A 14,558-nucleotide genomic window follows, 5' to 3' on the forward strand; every position below is an offset into this window, starting at 1 on the left:
ACATAATTGCGCAGTATAACCGATTAAGGAAACGGTTTTGATATATTTGTTGCGAATATAAGGATTTACGTCAAGATGCGGGTGATCTATTTCTTCGGAATTAAAATTTATGGGCTATTAATTTGGATTTTGTCGCCTTTCAACGACAAGGCAAAAAAGTGGGTTCATGGACGGAAAGGATTGCTTGCACAGGTCGCCGAGGAAGCCGATGGGCACAAAGGTTGCGTTTGGTTTCATTTTGCTTCTTTAGGCGAATTTGAACAAGGCCGCCCGGTATTGGAAGCGATAAAAATTCATTGGCCGGATAAGCCAGTCGTTGTCACTTTTTACTCTCCTTCCGGATATGAAATACGGAAAGATACACCTTTGGCAGCAAACGTATTTTACCTACCCGAAGATACGCCCCGCAATGCTGCGGCCTTTATCCGACTAATCAATCCCGAAATAGCCATATTTACGAAATATGAATATTGGCATTTTTATTTTAGGACATTGGCCGCCAACAAGGTGCCGTTATTCCTTATTTCGACTATTTTCCGGCCTGACCAGGTATTCTTCAAGTGGTATGGAGGGTTCTTTCGTCAAACGCTTGGTTATGTAACCCACTTTTTTACCCAGAACGAGGAAAGCTGTGTATTGCTGAACAGCTTGGGCTTCACCAATGTAGAGCTCGCAGGCGACACCCGCTTCGACCGCGTAATTATGCTCCCCGAAACACGGAATCCTATCCCTGAAATCGAAGCGTTTGCCGATGGCAATCCCGTGCTGGTAGCCGGAAGTACCTGGCCGCAAGACGAACACCTATTAGCGGACCTACACAATAGGTTCCCCTCGTGGAAAATCATCATCGCTCCGCATGAGATCCACGAAGACCACCTCAGCACCATTGAGAAATTATTCCCACAAGCCATCCGGTTTTCAAACAATAGCCAATCAACTACAGGTTCTCCATCACTCACCACCGGCTCCCCACCACCGGCAAACGTCCTCATCATAGACAGCATCGGCATGCTTTCTTCGTTATATGCCTATGGCTCGATAGCGTATATCGGCGGAGGATTTGGAGCAGGTATACACAATACGTTGGAAGCGGCCACGTATGGGATTCCAGTTATTTTTGGGCCTAAATACCATAAATTTCAGGAAGCCAAAGACTTGGTTGCCAAAGGTGCTGGTTTCAGTGTGGAGGATGCGACCGAATTGGCAACTATTTTTGGCCAAATGACCAGTCGACAAAATCGGGAGCAAGCTGGAAATATCGCACGGCAATACGTATTGGCGCATGCGGGCGCAACCGATCGGATACTTAATTACTTAAAAGAAAGGTGGTAGCCCTTACGAACTTTCAACAAATAGTTCCGCAGCAATGTAATCCGCGAGTAGTTTACCCTTTTTTGTAAGTGTAGCTACCTCTCCCGCCAGCACGACTTCAGCATTCGCTATAAAAGGTTGTAGCCCTGAATAAAGTGCATCCCGATATTGGTTGTTAAACATTTGCTCCACCCTATCTAAGTGGAGGCCCCATATCGTCCGCAACGCAGTCATCACATATTCATTGAACTTATCCTGTTCGCTTAATTCTTCCCGTTCAAACGGCAACTGGCCCGCCTGTATTGCCCTGATATATTTCATGTTGTTGCTCACATTCCATTGCCGGCTCTGCCCATCGAATGAATGGGCCGATGGGCCGACGCCAAGATAAGGAACCCCCTTCCAATAATTGCTATTGTGACGAGCATAGTTTCCAGGCTTAGCAAAGTTGGATATCTCATAATGGATGTAGCCCGCGATATGGAGTGCATCCATCAAGTATTCAAACTGGGCCGCACTTTGTTTTTCATCCATAGCGGGCTGCCTACCCTTACGGATAAAAGCAGCCAGCGCGGTCTGTGGCTCCACAGTCATGCTATAAGCCGAGATATGCGGCACGCCAAATTCCAGCAATTTGCCGATGTTATACTCCCATTTGCCAGTTGTCAGCAAAGGATAGCCATAAATAAGGTCGGCAGTGACATTGGTGTATCCCACATCCTGCACGCGCCTGATCGCCGCCTGCGCGTCATCAGCAGTATGCGCACGATTCATCCAGCGCAAATCTTCTTCGAAAAAGGATTGGATGCCTATACTAAACCTATTGACAGGTGAATCCTTCAGTGCGTGCAGTTTGTCATTGCTGAGATCATCAGGATTGGCTTCAAGGGTAATCTCAGCATCAAACCGAACAGGGAAGTGAGCCGCAACGCCGTCTATAAGCTGCCGGATATCATCTGCGTCGAGCAACGAAGGTGTCCCGCCACCGAAATAAATGGATTCTACCGGCTGCCCATTTAAATAACGTGCCCGCATAGCAATTTCCCGCTGCATGGCCTGTAACATTTCCGTTTTATACTTCAACGAGGTGCTGAAATGAAAGTCACAATAATGGCATGCCCGCTTGCAGAAAGGAATATGAAAATAAATGCCAGCCATACTGCAAAGATATTCTTATCTTTCGAACCATGGAAATCTTCCAACAACAGCTTATATTGCCCGCACGGCCAAGAGGATTCCACCTCATCACAAAGGAGATAGAAGAACGACTATCCCCCATTACCAACTGGAGATCAGGAATATGCCACATTTTCATCAAGCATACATCTGCATCGCTCACCATTAACGAAAATGCGGATCCTACGGTGCGGATGGATTTTGAAACCTATTTCAACAAGGCCGTACCCGAAAACGATCCAGATTATCGCCATGACTACGAGGGAGCCGACGATATGCCCGCCCACATTAAAGCATCGATGATGGGGGTTTCGGTAACCATACCTATTGAAAATGGAAGGCTTGCATTGGGCACCTGGCAGGGAATATACCTTTGTGAACATCGAAATCACGGCGGCAGCAGGAGGTTGATGATTACGGCCTGGGGAATATAAACAGAAAAGCCGCAAACGGCTATCTCCATATTGCGGCTCTATCAGCGATTTTGCTAAATCAGGAATTAGGAATCACCTGCCTCCTTTAGTGCTTCCTCCTTCATTCTGTCGTTTGCTACGATGACTATCTCCACCCGGCGGTTCTGAGCACGCCCGGCTTCCGTATTATTATCTCCTATGGGTTCATGAAAGCTACGCCCTTCCGTCTTAATACGGCGGGCAGCTAACCCCTGCGACACCGCGTAATCCCTTACTGCTTTTGCCCTGCGTTCGGACAATCCTTGATTATAGCTGTCGGTCCCTTTGTTATCGGTATGCCCAATGACCAAGATATCGGTATTGGGTTCCTGATTGAGCGAAGCAACCAGCTTACCGATATTTTCGCGGGCAGCGGGTTTGACCTCTGTTTTATCAAAGTCAAATAATATGCCTGAATCAAACTTTACAATAATGCCTTCGTCAGCCTTGATAACTTCCGCACCGGGCACCGTCCGTTCGATCTCCGCAGCTTGCCTATCCATCTTTTTGCCAATCAATCCACCAGCCACACCGCCGATAGCTGCTCCGGCGAGCACGCCAACCGCTGTATTGCCCGCCTTATTGCCGATGATAGCGCCTAATGCCCCACCGGCCACTGCTCCCGTGGCTGCACCTTTCTGGGTATTGCTCATTGACTGGATAGTACTGCAACTTCCAAGCAGCATTGCTGATGTAGCGATTGAAAGTCCCATCAAGGCTATTTTTCTATTCATCATTACCATAACAATTGTCTTTTTTTTATTGTACGGGATAAACACAAACCAAATGCCAAACTGTACTAACCTTAAAGAGATGCGTCCAATTCACACTAAAAGAGACTTATGCACTATTTGACGGGGTTGGCCTCCAGTTTAGGCAGCTTTGGGGCAGCCGGGCGACCATCTCGGTCGAACTGTTTAAACGAATCAACGATGTAAGCGGTGATGTCGTACTCACCCCAATACTGCGCCTTTTCGAAAGATGGGCGGTACCAAATCATGAAGTTAGTGAGATCGTCACCATCAAGACCGGTCAACTCCCGAATTTTGCTCCTGCTGAACTTTCTGTCTACCTCGGTCTCCTCAAGTTCTTTTTCCATGTAATTACCAAAGCGCCGTGCATTCCGCGGTGTACGCCCCAATAGCTCATAAAGCGAAGTGATCGGATTGAATATATAGGCCAATGCCGGCGGCTTACCATCGTAATATACTCCTTGCTTCCTATAACTACGCATAGCATCACGGAGTTCGGCCTCCTTACTCATCCGGTTTACATCCACCTGTTCCAGCATGATACTCCCCGGCCGCATATCAATCAAGATATCGCTCAATGTTTTCACCTCAGTGGTCATCGACTGGTAACCCATGCTGTTTGCGATAAGCGTGTCACCAACCGACGCGTTTATCTCGAAGGTACCCAAACTACTGGAGGCCGTTGATTGACCGGTACGTTGATTCACAATGGTCACGTTCCCTATTCGCTTACTCGTGCCCGCCTCGACCACAATGCCCCGGATTATACCCGACTCTTGAGCGTAAAGCCAAAACGGCAACAGCCAGACGGAAGCAATCAGCGCTATTTTAGTACGGCGACTCATAGTTATTTCCATTTGACTGCTTTTTTTCCTAAACGTTTAACGGCTTTGTTTTCTTATCCGAGCGGGCAAATCATACGTTATACGGATAGAACACAAAATTGGCTCCTTCGGGAACGATAACAAACACACACATAAAATCCTCCGGCTTTTTGTACTGTTTGATGAAATGAGTTTTCCGTTCTTCCTTGATAATTCCACGGGACACGAATTCCTCCACAGTGGAAGCGTGGATAGACCATGCGGTACCCAATTCGTTCTTATCCAATATCAATTCACCCAGATTGACCTCGTGCTGATGAGCAATAAAAATCGGGTAAGCGGACAACCCTTCCGCCATAATCTCCACCGCAATTTCTTTAATGGACTCCCTATAAAAATCCAAATCCGCCTTAAGGCTTTTTAACGGGCTTTCTTTCTTCGGCTGCCCATCATCACCCGCTTGAGCACCAAGCAAATCTTGTAATTCCATAACCTTATCCTTTGAGTGTAAGCAAAGCTACATTTTCGACGTGTTGCGTATGCGGAAACATGTCCACCGGGCGAATCCGGCTTACCTCATATTTCTCACGAAGTAACGCCAGGTCCCGGGCTTGCGTAGCAGCATTACAACTGACATACACAATCTTAGCTGCCCCAATGGCTAAAAGCCGCATCACCACATCGGGATGCATTCCAGCCCTCGGAGGGTCAGTGATAACGACATCCGGCTTGCCCTGTGTTTCAACAAATTGGTCGGTTAGTACATCTTTCATGTCCCCCGCATAAAACCGAGTGTTTTGAATGCCATTAATCGCGGAATTGATCTTTGCATCTTCAATTGCGGAGGGTACATATTCCACGCCAACGACCTCATGTACGTGCCGGGCAACGAAATTGGCAATGGTGCCTGCTCCCGTATACAAGTCGTACACCCGTTCATTGCCCTCAAAACCGGCAAAATCACGGGTTATTTTATAGAGTTCATAAGCCTGTGCGGAATTGGTCTGGTAAAATGATTTTGCGCCGATTTTGAACCGTAACCCTTCCATCTCTTCGAAAATGTGGTCACGACCGGCATAGACATGGATCTCTTGATCAAAGATCGTATCGTTTTTCTTCTGATTAATGATATAAAGCAAGGAAGTAACCGCCGGAAATTCCAGTCGGAGGAACGCCATGGTTTGTTCGATAACATCCCGATCGGCGTAGGCAAACACAACAATAACCATCAGCTCGCCGGTAGAAGCCGTACGGATAATCAAGTTGCGCAGCGCCCCTTCATGCTGCCGGAGGTCGTAAAAGGATATCCCCCGCGCCAAAGCAAACGCCCTCAATTTATTGCGGATATCATTTGACGGCGGTTGCTGCAAATAGCAATGCTCAATATCAAGAATCTTATCGAAACGGGATGGCACGTGAAAGCCTAACGCGTTCATCTCCAGGCTTGCCTGTTCGTCGTCGACGTGGGTAAGCCATCGCTTATTTGAAAAGGTATATTCCAGCTTATTGCGGTAATATTGAGATTGTGGAGCCGGCAATATGGCCTCCATCATTGAAGTGTCGACACCCCCCAAACGTGAAAGCGCATTGGCCACGCTCTGCTGTTTGTAGGTCAATTGCGCGCCATAATCCATATGTTGCCATTTGCACCCCCCACATGTGCCGAAATGCTGGCAAAAAGGCGTCACGCGATAAGGCGACGCGTCTTTGAGTTGTGTGACCTTCGCTTCAGCAAAATTCTTTTTCTTGCGAACCAGCGTTACATCTACCACATCGCCGGGTATGGCTTTGTCTACAAAGACGACAAGTTCGCCTACGCGACCGACCCCCTTGCCTGCCTCGGCAATGTCTATAATTGAAATATCCGATAGCTGCCGTTCTTCAGGCAGCATCCTTCTTTTACTCATAAGGATGCAAAGGTACGGCGTTTTTTTACCACAACCTAATCTACCGTGGCTTTGACTAAATACGGCAAGATTTCCTTTTGGAAGGAGACAAAATTCTTCCGCACGTCGGCCTCACTAACCGATGTAAAAGCAAATGAAAACACAATGTTCTTGCTGGCCTTGATAAGAAAGGTAAGTTTATCCGGTGCCACTGCTTTACCGATTTCCGTATTGCCGATAAACGAGCTGACGAGCAAAAACTCCAAATCGTCTGATAAAGTACGGAGATACTCCTGTGTATTGGCGGATTCACGGATGAAATCCCAACCTAAAAACTCGTTGCAGATGGTGTAGGTGAGTCGGCTTACACGCAAAATGGTATTGCTCAAATACGTTTCAAGATCGGCCTGCTTGCTGTATTTACCCAATAAATCGTCTACGCTCTCACGGATGTAATCCATTAGGATAGCATGTAAAACCAGCTCCTTACTGTCAAAGTATTTATAAATGGTAGCTTTGGCGATTTTTGCTTTCCGGGCGATTTCATTGACGCTGGTTTTTTTATAGCCATAGCGCCGGAATAATTCTCGGGCTGCCTTTTTGATCGATTCTTTTACTTTGTCGGCTTCCATCAATTTGATATGATTATGGTTTCGCCATTCCGTTGTGCCCGATAGGGTTTAAGCGGGCACTCCGCAAGTTCAGCAGGCGATCCATTTATTAATAAATAGCGTGCACCGGAGCACGGATCCCTGGCAACAAGCCCCCCTTCTTCTACTTCCACAGCACACCGTCTTCCAGCATCCACCGTGCTGCAACGATCATAGGCGACATATCCTTGCCCGGTATTCACGACAATCAGCCCAGCTACACCGCCCCGCTGGGTTACGGCATACCCTCCTGGCGTATAAAGTTGAGAATACTGGACCATCGAAACCTGTTCCATGACCGGCACATCCTGAACCACATTGCACCCCCCCTTCTTGCAGGCCACTTGCAGTACTACGGCCGTTAAAAGCGCAATATACCCAGCCGCTTTAATCATCTATATAAGTTCTGTTTCAAATTGGCTTAAGAAGCGTACATCATTTTCAGAGAATAGCCTCAGATCCCGGATCTCATATTTGAGGTTGGTAATGCGCTCGATACCCATACCGAAGGCAAAGCCGCTATATGTCGAGCTATCGATGCCACAGTTTTCGAGTACATTTGGGTCAACCATCCCGCAGCCGAGAATTTCCACCCAACCTGTTCCCTTACACATCGCGCAACCCTTTCCTTTGCAGATGGTACAACTGATGTCCATCTCTGCCGAAGGTTCCGTAAAGGGAAAATAAGACGGGCGGAAGCGTACCTTGGTATCTTCACCAAACAATTCTTGCACAAAGTAGTACAATGTCTGTTTGAGGTCAGCAAAGGACACGTCTTTATCAACGTACAGTCCTTCAACCTGATGGAAAAAACAATGAGCGCGAGCGGATATCGCCTCATTGCGGTATACTCGCCCAGGCATGATGGCCCGGAATGGCGGCTCGCCGTTTTCCATCATCCTCACCTGCACAGAAGACGTATGGGTACGCAGCGCGATGTCATTGCCCTGCTGTTTCTTAATAAAGAATGTGTCCTGCATATCTCGCGCGGGATGTTCAGGCGGAAAATTAAGCGCAGTGAAGTTGTGCCAATCGTCTTCAATCTCCGGTCCTTCTGCAACGATAAACCCTAGTTTCTTGAATATCTCGACAATCTCCTTCCGAACCAGAGATAAGGGATGGCGCGAGCCAAACACAAAACCCTCGCCCGGTAAGGTAAGATCCGCTTCTGCCTTCTTTTTGGAAGTTTGCTTATTCGAAGCGAACTGCTCATGCAGATGCTGATATTTTTGTTCGGCCGCTTGTTTAAATTCATTAAGGACTTTCCCGAGGGAACGTTTCTGATCGGGGGATACTGACTTAAACTCTTCGAATAGAGTACGCACTACACCTTTAGCCACTAAAAATTTAAGCCGGAATGCTTCTACATCGTTATAAGATTGGGGTACAAACCGTTCAATCTCTTCGGAATACTGCTGTATTTTCTCTTGCAACATGACGCCAAAGATATGAAAATTCTCTTAAGCTTTTGGCTATCGCAATCAGCAGTGATATCCGCCTAATACCCCTGCAATAGGTCAAAACAAGGCATCTTCTTCGCCTTCGTTTTCCTTAAAATCCACGACAGTGCTATCACCCTCTACTTTTTTTGCAGGCTGCTGCCCTGTATTGCCCTGACCGCCCGAAGGCTCGAAGTCGCTTTTACGGCCCAGTAGGGTAAAGTTTTCAGCTACCACTTCAGTAGTATAGCGCCTAATTCCCTCCTTATCTTCATAGGTGCGTGTTCTCAGCTTACCCTCTACATACACCAGTTTACCCTTAAATAAATATTTCGCCGCTACTTCTGCTAATCCTCGCCACATGACAATATTATGCCATTCGGTCTGTTCAACCTTCCGTCCATCCTTATTAAACATTTCCGAAGTGGCCAAAGGAAAACTTGCAACCGTAACATTTCCCTCCAGATGACGAATTTCCGGATCTTTACCTAAGTGACCTACTAAAATAACTTTATTGATGCCTGACATAATAATTTAGGTATAATTGGTACGCTATTCAACCATATAATCCTTTAAAAACGAATAAATCAGCTTCGGTTTAGCTAATGTACCTAAATCTTTCGTAAAAACATAATTCCATTTCATTTTTTTGCTAACATACCCTTCATTTGCGTCGACAGCGATAAATTGGGCAAACAAGTTCTGGTGACTTAGCACGTGTTTGACCGGGCCCGCCACTAAACGCAAATCTGCTTGTTCCCCGAAACATTCAACCACTTCCTGCAGACCGGCCAATTCGTGTATCCCCATAAGGCAGGGCGTCTCTATCATCGGCAACTCATAAAGATTCTCCCAAATATCTCCTTTTCCTCGTTTATTCATCAACAATCGGCCCTCAGCTGCAACCACAAAATAGTTAAAATAGCGGTTGCGGCTGGCTTTTCCTTTTAATTTTACAGGCAACTGGCTTATCCGTTCTTCAGAAAATGCGCGGCAGTCCAAGCGAAGTACACAATTGGCGCAATCCGGATTCTTAGGTTTGCATTGCATAGCACCGAACTCCATCACTGCTTGGTTGTAAAGGCCGGGGTGCGTCCTATCAAGCAGGTCATCAGCCAACTTTAGAAAAAGCTTTTTCCCTTTCGATGAGTTGATAGGTTCATCAATCCCAAAATAACGAGCTAATACCCGGAATACATTACCATCAACCACGGCACGGGCTTCATTAGCCGCAAAAGACGCGATAGCGGCTGCGGTATACTCGCCAATGCCCTGCAACCGAATAAGATCATCATATCTCGTCGGGAAGACACCTCCATATGCTGAAACAACCGCCTGAGCGGCCTTATGCATATTACGTGCCCTCGAATAATAGCCCAGACCCTGCCAATGGAGCAATATTTCGTCCTCAGGGGCGTTAGCGAATGCGATAACATCGGGGTAATGCGACAGAAAACGGAGAAAATAGGGAAGCCCTTGTTCAACCCGGGTTTGCTGCAAGATAACTTCGGAAAGCCAGATAACATAGGGGTCACGGGTGTGACGCCATGGAAGGTCCCGTTTGTATTGCTGATACCAGCCAATGATTTCGCTTGAAAACGCCATGCTGCAAAATTCCTAATTTTTTCTTACACCCACCACCCGTGGTTCCGCCATTGTTTTGTTATCGATCGCTTCTTGCAATCTGCCAAACTGTCATTCATTAAAATTTTATTATTACCTTTGTAGGCTTAATTAACTAGCGATGTTTGAGACACCGACAAGTACGAAACAACACGACGAATCACGGCAAGGGGAGGCGCTGATCTTAGAAAAAGATCCGCAGAAAAGCAGCGGCCGTAAGTTATACATTGAAAGCTATGGCTGCCAAATGAACTTTTCCGACAGTGAAATCGTTGCTTCCATATTGCTCGACAAGGGATTTGAAACCACGCGTGACTACAAAGAAGCGGATGTGGTGTTCATCAACACCTGCTCCATCCGTGAAAATGCGGAGCAGCGTGTGCGCAATAGGCTCAAAGAATTTGAATCTGCGAAAGCCAAGAACCCAGGTATGGTTGTAGGTGTGCTGGGGTGTATGGCCGAACGCCTGAAATCCAAATTCCTGGAAGAAGAAAAGCTGGTGGATGTGGTTGTGGGGCCTGATGCTTACCGAGATCTCCCCAACCTGATTGAAAAAGTAGATGAGGGCTCCCGTGCCGTGAATGTTCTGCTGTCGCGCGAGGAAACATATGCAGACATCAGCCCCGTACGCCTCAACACAAACGGGGTTACTGCGTTTATCTCCATTATGCGCGGCTGCGATAATATGTGCTCGTTTTGCGTGGTGCCTTTCACACGCGGCCGCGAACGGAGCCGAGACCCGCAATCCATTGTCAAAGAAGCCCGTGACCTCTTTGATGCCGGATATCGGGAAGTAACCCTTTTGGGGCAAAATGTAGACTCTTACAAGTATGAAAATATAAACTTCGCCAACCTGCTCCAAATGGTGGCCTTGGTAGATCCGCTTTTACGTGTTCGTTTCTCCACATCGCATCCCAAAGACATCACCGACGAGGTATTGCACACCATGGCGAAGCATGAAAACATCTGCAAATACATCCATCTGCCCGTACAATCCGGCAACTCCCGGATATTGAAACTGATGAACCGCACGTATGACCGAGAATGGTACATGGAACGCGTAGACGCCATTCGCCGGATTATTCCGGATTGCGGGATATCAACCGACGTCATCACCGGCTTTTGCAGTGAAACCGAGGAGGAACATCGAGATACGCTCTCCATGATGGATTACGTAAAATATGACTTTGCCTATATGTTCGCATATTCCGAACGCCCGGGCACCTTGGCAGCTAAACGCTATGCCGACGACATTCCCGAGGAAGTGAAGAAGCGGCGTCTAACTGAAGTAGTCGACCGCCAACGCGAGCATAGTCTGGAACGGCTGAAAACATACGTGGGCAAAGTACACAAAGTGCTTATCGAAGGCACATCCAAACGTTCGGACAAAGATTATTGCGGACGCAATGATCAGAATACCATGGTCGTTTTTCCTATAGACGAACGTTATAAAAAAGGCGATTATGTAGACGTCCATGTCGAGTCATGTACTTCGGCAACGTTGATTGGTAGGATTATCGGTTAGCGAAATACTATATGGATATTCAGGACATCAAAAATAGATTCGGGATCATAGGTAATTCTCCCCTGCTGAACCGGGCCATCGATATTGCCCGGCAGGTGGCTCCTACCGATATCTCTGTATTAATCACCGGTGAGAGCGGCAGCGGTAAAGAAGTGTTTTCACACATTATCCACCAACTCAGCGCACGCAAACATGGCCCTTTCATTGCGGTCAACTGCGGAGCCATTCCGGAAGGCACCATAGATTCGGAACTTTTTGGCCATGAAAAAGGCTCGTTCACCGGTGCACATGAGGCCCGAAAAGGTTATTTCGAGGTGGTAAACGGCGGCACTATCTTTTTGGACGAAGTAGGTGAATTACCGCTGGGCACGCAAGCCCGGCTGCTTCGCGTCTTGGAAACGGGCGAGTATATCCGCGTTGGCTCTTCAAAGGTACAAAAGACTAACGTGCGTGTGGTAGCAGCTACGAATGTGGATATTTATGATGCTGTCCAAAAAGGCAAATTCAGAGAAGATCTTTATTACCGGCTCAACACCGTTCCGCTTCGTATACCTGCATTGCGGGACCGAAAAGAAGACATCCATCTGCTCTTTCGGAAGTTCGTAGCAGACTTCACCGACAAATACCGTAGCCCCAATGTACAGCTGACCGAAGATGCCCAACAGTTGCTGGGCAACTACCCTTGGCCGGGCAATGTAAGACAGCTGAAAAACATAGCCGAACAAATCGCCGTACTGGAAAAGGAGCGGCTGATTGACGCACAGATACTTCAGCAATATCTGCCAACGGATAACCGGAATACCTTACCGGTACATGTAGCAGCCGGAGGAAAGGACGATTTCTCTGAACGCGATTTGCTTTACAAGGTGCTGTTCGACATGAAAAAAGATATGGTAGAACTCAAAAAGCTAGTCGTCGAAATCATCCAAAATGGAATCAATTCCAGAATAGTTGAAGACAATTCTCCCTATATCAACAAACTATACCGGGAGGTGGACAGCGCTGCTCCCGAACAATTGGGGACGCCTTCTACGCTGACTATTCATCATCCGCAAGCGGGAGGGCAAAGCGAAGACTTTCATTTTCACACCCAAGAGGCCGAAGAGGTAGAAGAGGAATCGCTTTCATTGGTAGAGAAAGAGTCTGATTTGATCAAAAAAGCACTCAAAAAACACAAAGGCAAACGCAAATCCGCCGCACAAGAATTGGGAATATCCGAACGTACCTTATACAGGAAGATAAAGGATCTAAATTTGAATTGAGTAGCATGAGAGCACCAAATACCACAGGAGCAAAACTACGTCACCGCGCATTATTCTTGTTTGCTGCTATACTCATTCAAGCATGCGGCGTCAAATACAGCTTTACGGGAGGATCTATCCCCGAGGGAACAAAAACATACACCGTAGAGTTTTTTGAAAATACAGCGCCGATAGTCAACCCCACGCTCAGCCAATCATTCACCGAGGCGCTGAAAGAACGGATACGAAGCCAATCCAGCCTCAGCCAAGTAGACTATGACGGCGACGCGATTTTCGAAGGGCGGATTACCGGTTACAGTATTGCACCGGCCGCAGTGGAGGCAGGCACCGATCGCGCTGCCCTCAATAGGCTTTCGATAACAGTCAATGTAAAATACACCAATAATAAAAAGCCCGAAGACAATTTTGAGCAGGCATTCACCCGATTTAAAGATTTTTCCTCAGCGGGTGGTTCTATCCCTGCTCAGGAAGAGGCATTAATACGTGATATAAACCAGATGCTTACTGAAGACATTTTCAACCAGGCATTTGCTAATTGGTAACCAAGTCAAACACCGGCTCAACAATTAAACGTTGGCAATCTTTATATAAAGAACAGGTAGTGGAGCACATAGAAGATTATAAAGAATTATACAACAAAGCATTATCCGATCCATTGGGTGTTGATGATGAAACGCTGTCAAAACTCATTGACCGGTATCCGTATTCGCAGCCGTTGAGACACATTCAGGCACGAAAAAGCTATCAAGAGCACGGTTCATATACCGAATCTGCTTTATTATTTACCCCATTTGTCCGTTGGTTACATAACGATATCATCTCCGAGGAAAGCGAGAACCAGGATACCGGTTTGACAACGGGCGGTGTCGAGTCCGCATCTCCGGATATAGCGGCACCCGAAACAGGCTCCACGGTCATTGAACAAGAAGTGATTGACGCGGCGCAACCAGATCAGGCCCAACCTGCTCTTGGAGAAGAAGTACGTGATGATGCCAAGCTGATTGAACACCCTGCAAGTATCGACTATTTTGTTTTCGAGGAAAAAACCGAACACAAAGCCGAGCTTGAAGAAACCGAAAAGCCCCCCCAAGACGTCGTACCGCTGTCTCAGGCAACCCCGCATGAACGCGTGAGCCTTTATAACGACGAGCACATGCCATATAGTTTCCTTTGGTGGCTCAATAAAACCCGAATGGAGTTTGCGCATACTTATCAACCTTATGCACCGCTTAACAACCGGCTCCCCTATCAGAAGCCTGCGTTTAAGCAAGACGATGGGCAAATACTGGATCAACAAATCAAGGAAAACATCTTCCACTTACAATCTCCTGAAGAAAAATTGAGCGCTGAGTATAGGTCTCAAACGGTGTCTTTCCAAATTCCCAAAAAAATAAACCCCATTATTGAGCGATTTATCCGCGAGGAACCCCAAATTAAACCACCTTCTGCGGATAAAATTGATTTGGAAAATAAAGCCCGGAAAAGTGCCGAAGATCAGTTGACACTGGTCTCGGAAACGTTGGCAAAAATATATGTAGAGCAAGGGCTCTATCCAAAGGCCATCGTCATCTATAAAAAATTAAGTTTGAAATATCCCGAAAAAAGTGCTTACTTTGCCGCTCAAATAGCTGAATTAGAGAATAAATTAACGTAACGAA

16 protein-coding genes are annotated in these 14,558 nt (G+C 46.9%); 6 read left to right on the forward strand and 10 right to left on the reverse strand.

Going from position 1 to position 14,558, the window contains the following annotated elements:
* Nucleotides 1-129: 129 nt before the first annotated feature.
* Nucleotides 130-1,332 (forward strand): 3-deoxy-D-manno-octulosonic acid transferase, encoded by a 1,203-nt coding sequence (locus JHJ32_RS14665; RefSeq protein WP_370584524.1) that lies wholly within the window; start codon nt 130-132, stop codon nt 1,330-1,332.
* Nucleotides 1,333-1,335: 3 nt separating this feature from the next.
* Here JHJ32_RS14665 and hemW read toward each other — a convergent pair whose 3' ends face one another.
* On the reverse strand, nt 1,336-2,469 hold the full coding sequence (gene hemW, locus JHJ32_RS14670; RefSeq protein WP_200121460.1) for a radical SAM family heme chaperone HemW: 1,134 nt from the start codon (nt 2,467-2,469) through the stop codon (nt 1,336-1,338).
* A gap of 29 nt (nt 2,470-2,498) precedes the next feature.
* Between hemW and JHJ32_RS14675 the strand changes: the two genes are divergently transcribed.
* Nucleotides 2,499-2,921 carry a secondary thiamine-phosphate synthase enzyme YjbQ gene (locus tag JHJ32_RS14675; RefSeq protein WP_200121461.1) on the forward strand — a complete coding sequence of 141 codons (423 nt, stop codon included), beginning with the start codon at nt 2,499-2,501 and terminating at the stop codon, nt 2,919-2,921.
* Between the two features lie 65 nt (nt 2,922-2,986).
* Here JHJ32_RS14675 and JHJ32_RS14680 read toward each other — a convergent pair whose 3' ends face one another.
* From JHJ32_RS14680 to mutY, 9 genes are all read right to left on the reverse strand, one after another.
* Nucleotides 2,987-3,676, reverse strand: a complete 690-nt coding sequence (locus tag JHJ32_RS14680; protein WP_317043122.1) for an OmpA family protein — start codon at nt 3,674-3,676, stop codon at nt 2,987-2,989.
* Between the two features lie 110 nt (nt 3,677-3,786).
* The gene (locus JHJ32_RS14685; RefSeq protein WP_079718125.1) at nt 3,787-4,548 is read right to left on the reverse strand and encodes a carboxypeptidase-like regulatory domain-containing protein; all 762 of its coding nucleotides are present in this window, start codon (nt 4,546-4,548) and stop codon (nt 3,787-3,789) included.
* A 58-nt stretch (nt 4,549-4,606) separates the two neighbouring features.
* Entirely contained in the window at nt 4,607-5,005 is a 399-nt protein-coding gene (locus JHJ32_RS14690; RefSeq protein ID WP_079718124.1) for a hypothetical protein, read from the reverse strand.
* A 4-nt stretch (nt 5,006-5,009) separates the two neighbouring features.
* Nucleotides 5,010-6,422 (reverse strand): 23S rRNA (uracil(1939)-C(5))-methyltransferase RlmD, encoded by a 1,413-nt coding sequence (rlmD, locus tag JHJ32_RS14695; protein WP_200121462.1) that lies wholly within the window; start codon nt 6,420-6,422, stop codon nt 5,010-5,012.
* 35 nt (nt 6,423-6,457) lie between these two features.
* Nucleotides 6,458-7,033 (reverse strand): TetR/AcrR family transcriptional regulator, encoded by a 576-nt coding sequence (locus tag JHJ32_RS14700; RefSeq protein ID WP_079718122.1) that lies wholly within the window; start codon nt 7,031-7,033, stop codon nt 6,458-6,460.
* Nucleotides 7,033-7,446 (reverse strand): hypothetical protein, encoded by a 414-nt coding sequence (locus tag JHJ32_RS14705; RefSeq protein ID WP_079718121.1) that lies wholly within the window; start codon nt 7,444-7,446, stop codon nt 7,033-7,035. The genes JHJ32_RS14700 and JHJ32_RS14705 overlap by 1 nt, the downstream gene beginning before the upstream one ends.
* On the reverse strand, nt 7,447-8,487 hold the full coding sequence (gene pheS / locus JHJ32_RS14710) for a phenylalanine--tRNA ligase subunit alpha (RefSeq protein ID WP_200121463.1): 1,041 nt from the start codon (nt 8,485-8,487) through the stop codon (nt 7,447-7,449). It lies immediately after the preceding gene.
* A gap of 81 nt (nt 8,488-8,568) precedes the next feature.
* Nucleotides 8,569-9,018 carry a single-stranded DNA-binding protein gene (locus JHJ32_RS14715; protein ID WP_200121464.1) on the reverse strand — a complete coding sequence of 150 codons (450 nt, stop codon included), beginning with the start codon at nt 9,016-9,018 and terminating at the stop codon, nt 8,569-8,571.
* A gap of 24 nt (nt 9,019-9,042) precedes the next feature.
* The gene (gene mutY, locus JHJ32_RS14720) at nt 9,043-10,095 is read right to left on the reverse strand and encodes an A/G-specific adenine glycosylase (protein ID WP_079718118.1); all 1,053 of its coding nucleotides are present in this window, start codon (nt 10,093-10,095) and stop codon (nt 9,043-9,045) included.
* A gap of 139 nt (nt 10,096-10,234) precedes the next feature.
* On the opposite strand from mutY, the gene miaB reads away from it, so the two are divergent.
* Genes miaB through JHJ32_RS14740 form a run of 4 tightly spaced genes read left to right on the forward strand, consistent with a single transcriptional unit; the run spans nt 10,235 to nt 14,554 of the window.
* Nucleotides 10,235-11,638 (forward strand): tRNA (N6-isopentenyl adenosine(37)-C2)-methylthiotransferase MiaB, encoded by a 1,404-nt coding sequence (miaB, locus tag JHJ32_RS14725; RefSeq protein WP_200121465.1) that lies wholly within the window; start codon nt 10,235-10,237, stop codon nt 11,636-11,638.
* Between the two features lie 11 nt (nt 11,639-11,649).
* Nucleotides 11,650-12,900 carry a sigma 54-interacting transcriptional regulator gene (locus JHJ32_RS14730; protein WP_079718116.1) on the forward strand — a complete coding sequence of 417 codons (1,251 nt, stop codon included), beginning with the start codon at nt 11,650-11,652 and terminating at the stop codon, nt 12,898-12,900.
* A gap of 5 nt (nt 12,901-12,905) precedes the next feature.
* Complete coding sequence (locus JHJ32_RS14735; protein ID WP_200121466.1) at nt 12,906-13,442, forward strand: LptE family protein; 537 nt, start codon at nt 12,906-12,908, stop codon at nt 13,440-13,442.
* Between the two features lie 59 nt (nt 13,443-13,501).
* Nucleotides 13,502-14,554 (forward strand): hypothetical protein, encoded by a 1,053-nt coding sequence (locus JHJ32_RS14740; RefSeq protein WP_200121467.1) that lies wholly within the window; start codon nt 13,502-13,504, stop codon nt 14,552-14,554.
* Nucleotides 14,555-14,558 lie beyond the last annotated feature (4 nt).

This window comes from Parapedobacter sp. ISTM3 (assembly GCF_016533505.1).
GTDB classification, from domain to species: Bacteria; Bacteroidota; Bacteroidia; order Sphingobacteriales; family Sphingobacteriaceae; genus Parapedobacter; species Parapedobacter luteus.

Coding starts and splice junctions, on each gene's coding strand:
- hemW (WP_200121460.1), bottom strand. CDS start 2,469: ATGGCTGGCATTTATTTTCATATTCCTTTCTGCAAGCGGGCATGCCAT.
- JHJ32_RS14675 (WP_200121461.1), top strand. CDS start 2,499: ATGGAAATCTTCCAACAACAGCTTATATTGCCCGCACGGCCAAGAGGA.
- JHJ32_RS14680 (WP_317043122.1), bottom strand. CDS start 3,676: ATGATGAATAGAAAAATAGCCTTGATGGGACTTTCAATCGCTACATCA.
- JHJ32_RS14685 (WP_079718125.1), bottom strand. CDS start 4,548: ATGGAAATAACTATGAGTCGCCGTACTAAAATAGCGCTGATTGCTTCC.
- JHJ32_RS14690 (WP_079718124.1), bottom strand. CDS start 5,005: ATGGAATTACAAGATTTGCTTGGTGCTCAAGCGGGTGATGATGGGCAG.
- rlmD (WP_200121462.1), bottom strand. CDS start 6,422: ATGAGTAAAAGAAGGATGCTGCCTGAAGAACGGCAGCTATCGGATATT.
- JHJ32_RS14700 (WP_079718122.1), bottom strand. CDS start 7,033: ATGGAAGCCGACAAAGTAAAAGAATCGATCAAAAAGGCAGCCCGAGAA.
- JHJ32_RS14705 (WP_079718121.1), bottom strand. CDS start 7,446: ATGATTAAAGCGGCTGGGTATATTGCGCTTTTAACGGCCGTAGTACTG.
- pheS (WP_200121463.1), bottom strand. CDS start 8,487: ATGTTGCAAGAGAAAATACAGCAGTATTCCGAAGAGATTGAACGGTTT.
- JHJ32_RS14715 (WP_200121464.1), bottom strand. CDS start 9,018: ATGTCAGGCATCAATAAAGTTATTTTAGTAGGTCACTTAGGTAAAGAT.
- mutY (WP_079718118.1), bottom strand. CDS start 10,095: ATGGCGTTTTCAAGCGAAATCATTGGCTGGTATCAGCAATACAAACGG.
- miaB (WP_200121465.1), top strand. CDS start 10,235: ATGTTTGAGACACCGACAAGTACGAAACAACACGACGAATCACGGCAA.
- JHJ32_RS14730 (WP_079718116.1), top strand. CDS start 11,650: ATGGATATTCAGGACATCAAAAATAGATTCGGGATCATAGGTAATTCT.
- JHJ32_RS14735 (WP_200121466.1), top strand. CDS start 12,906: ATGAGAGCACCAAATACCACAGGAGCAAAACTACGTCACCGCGCATTA.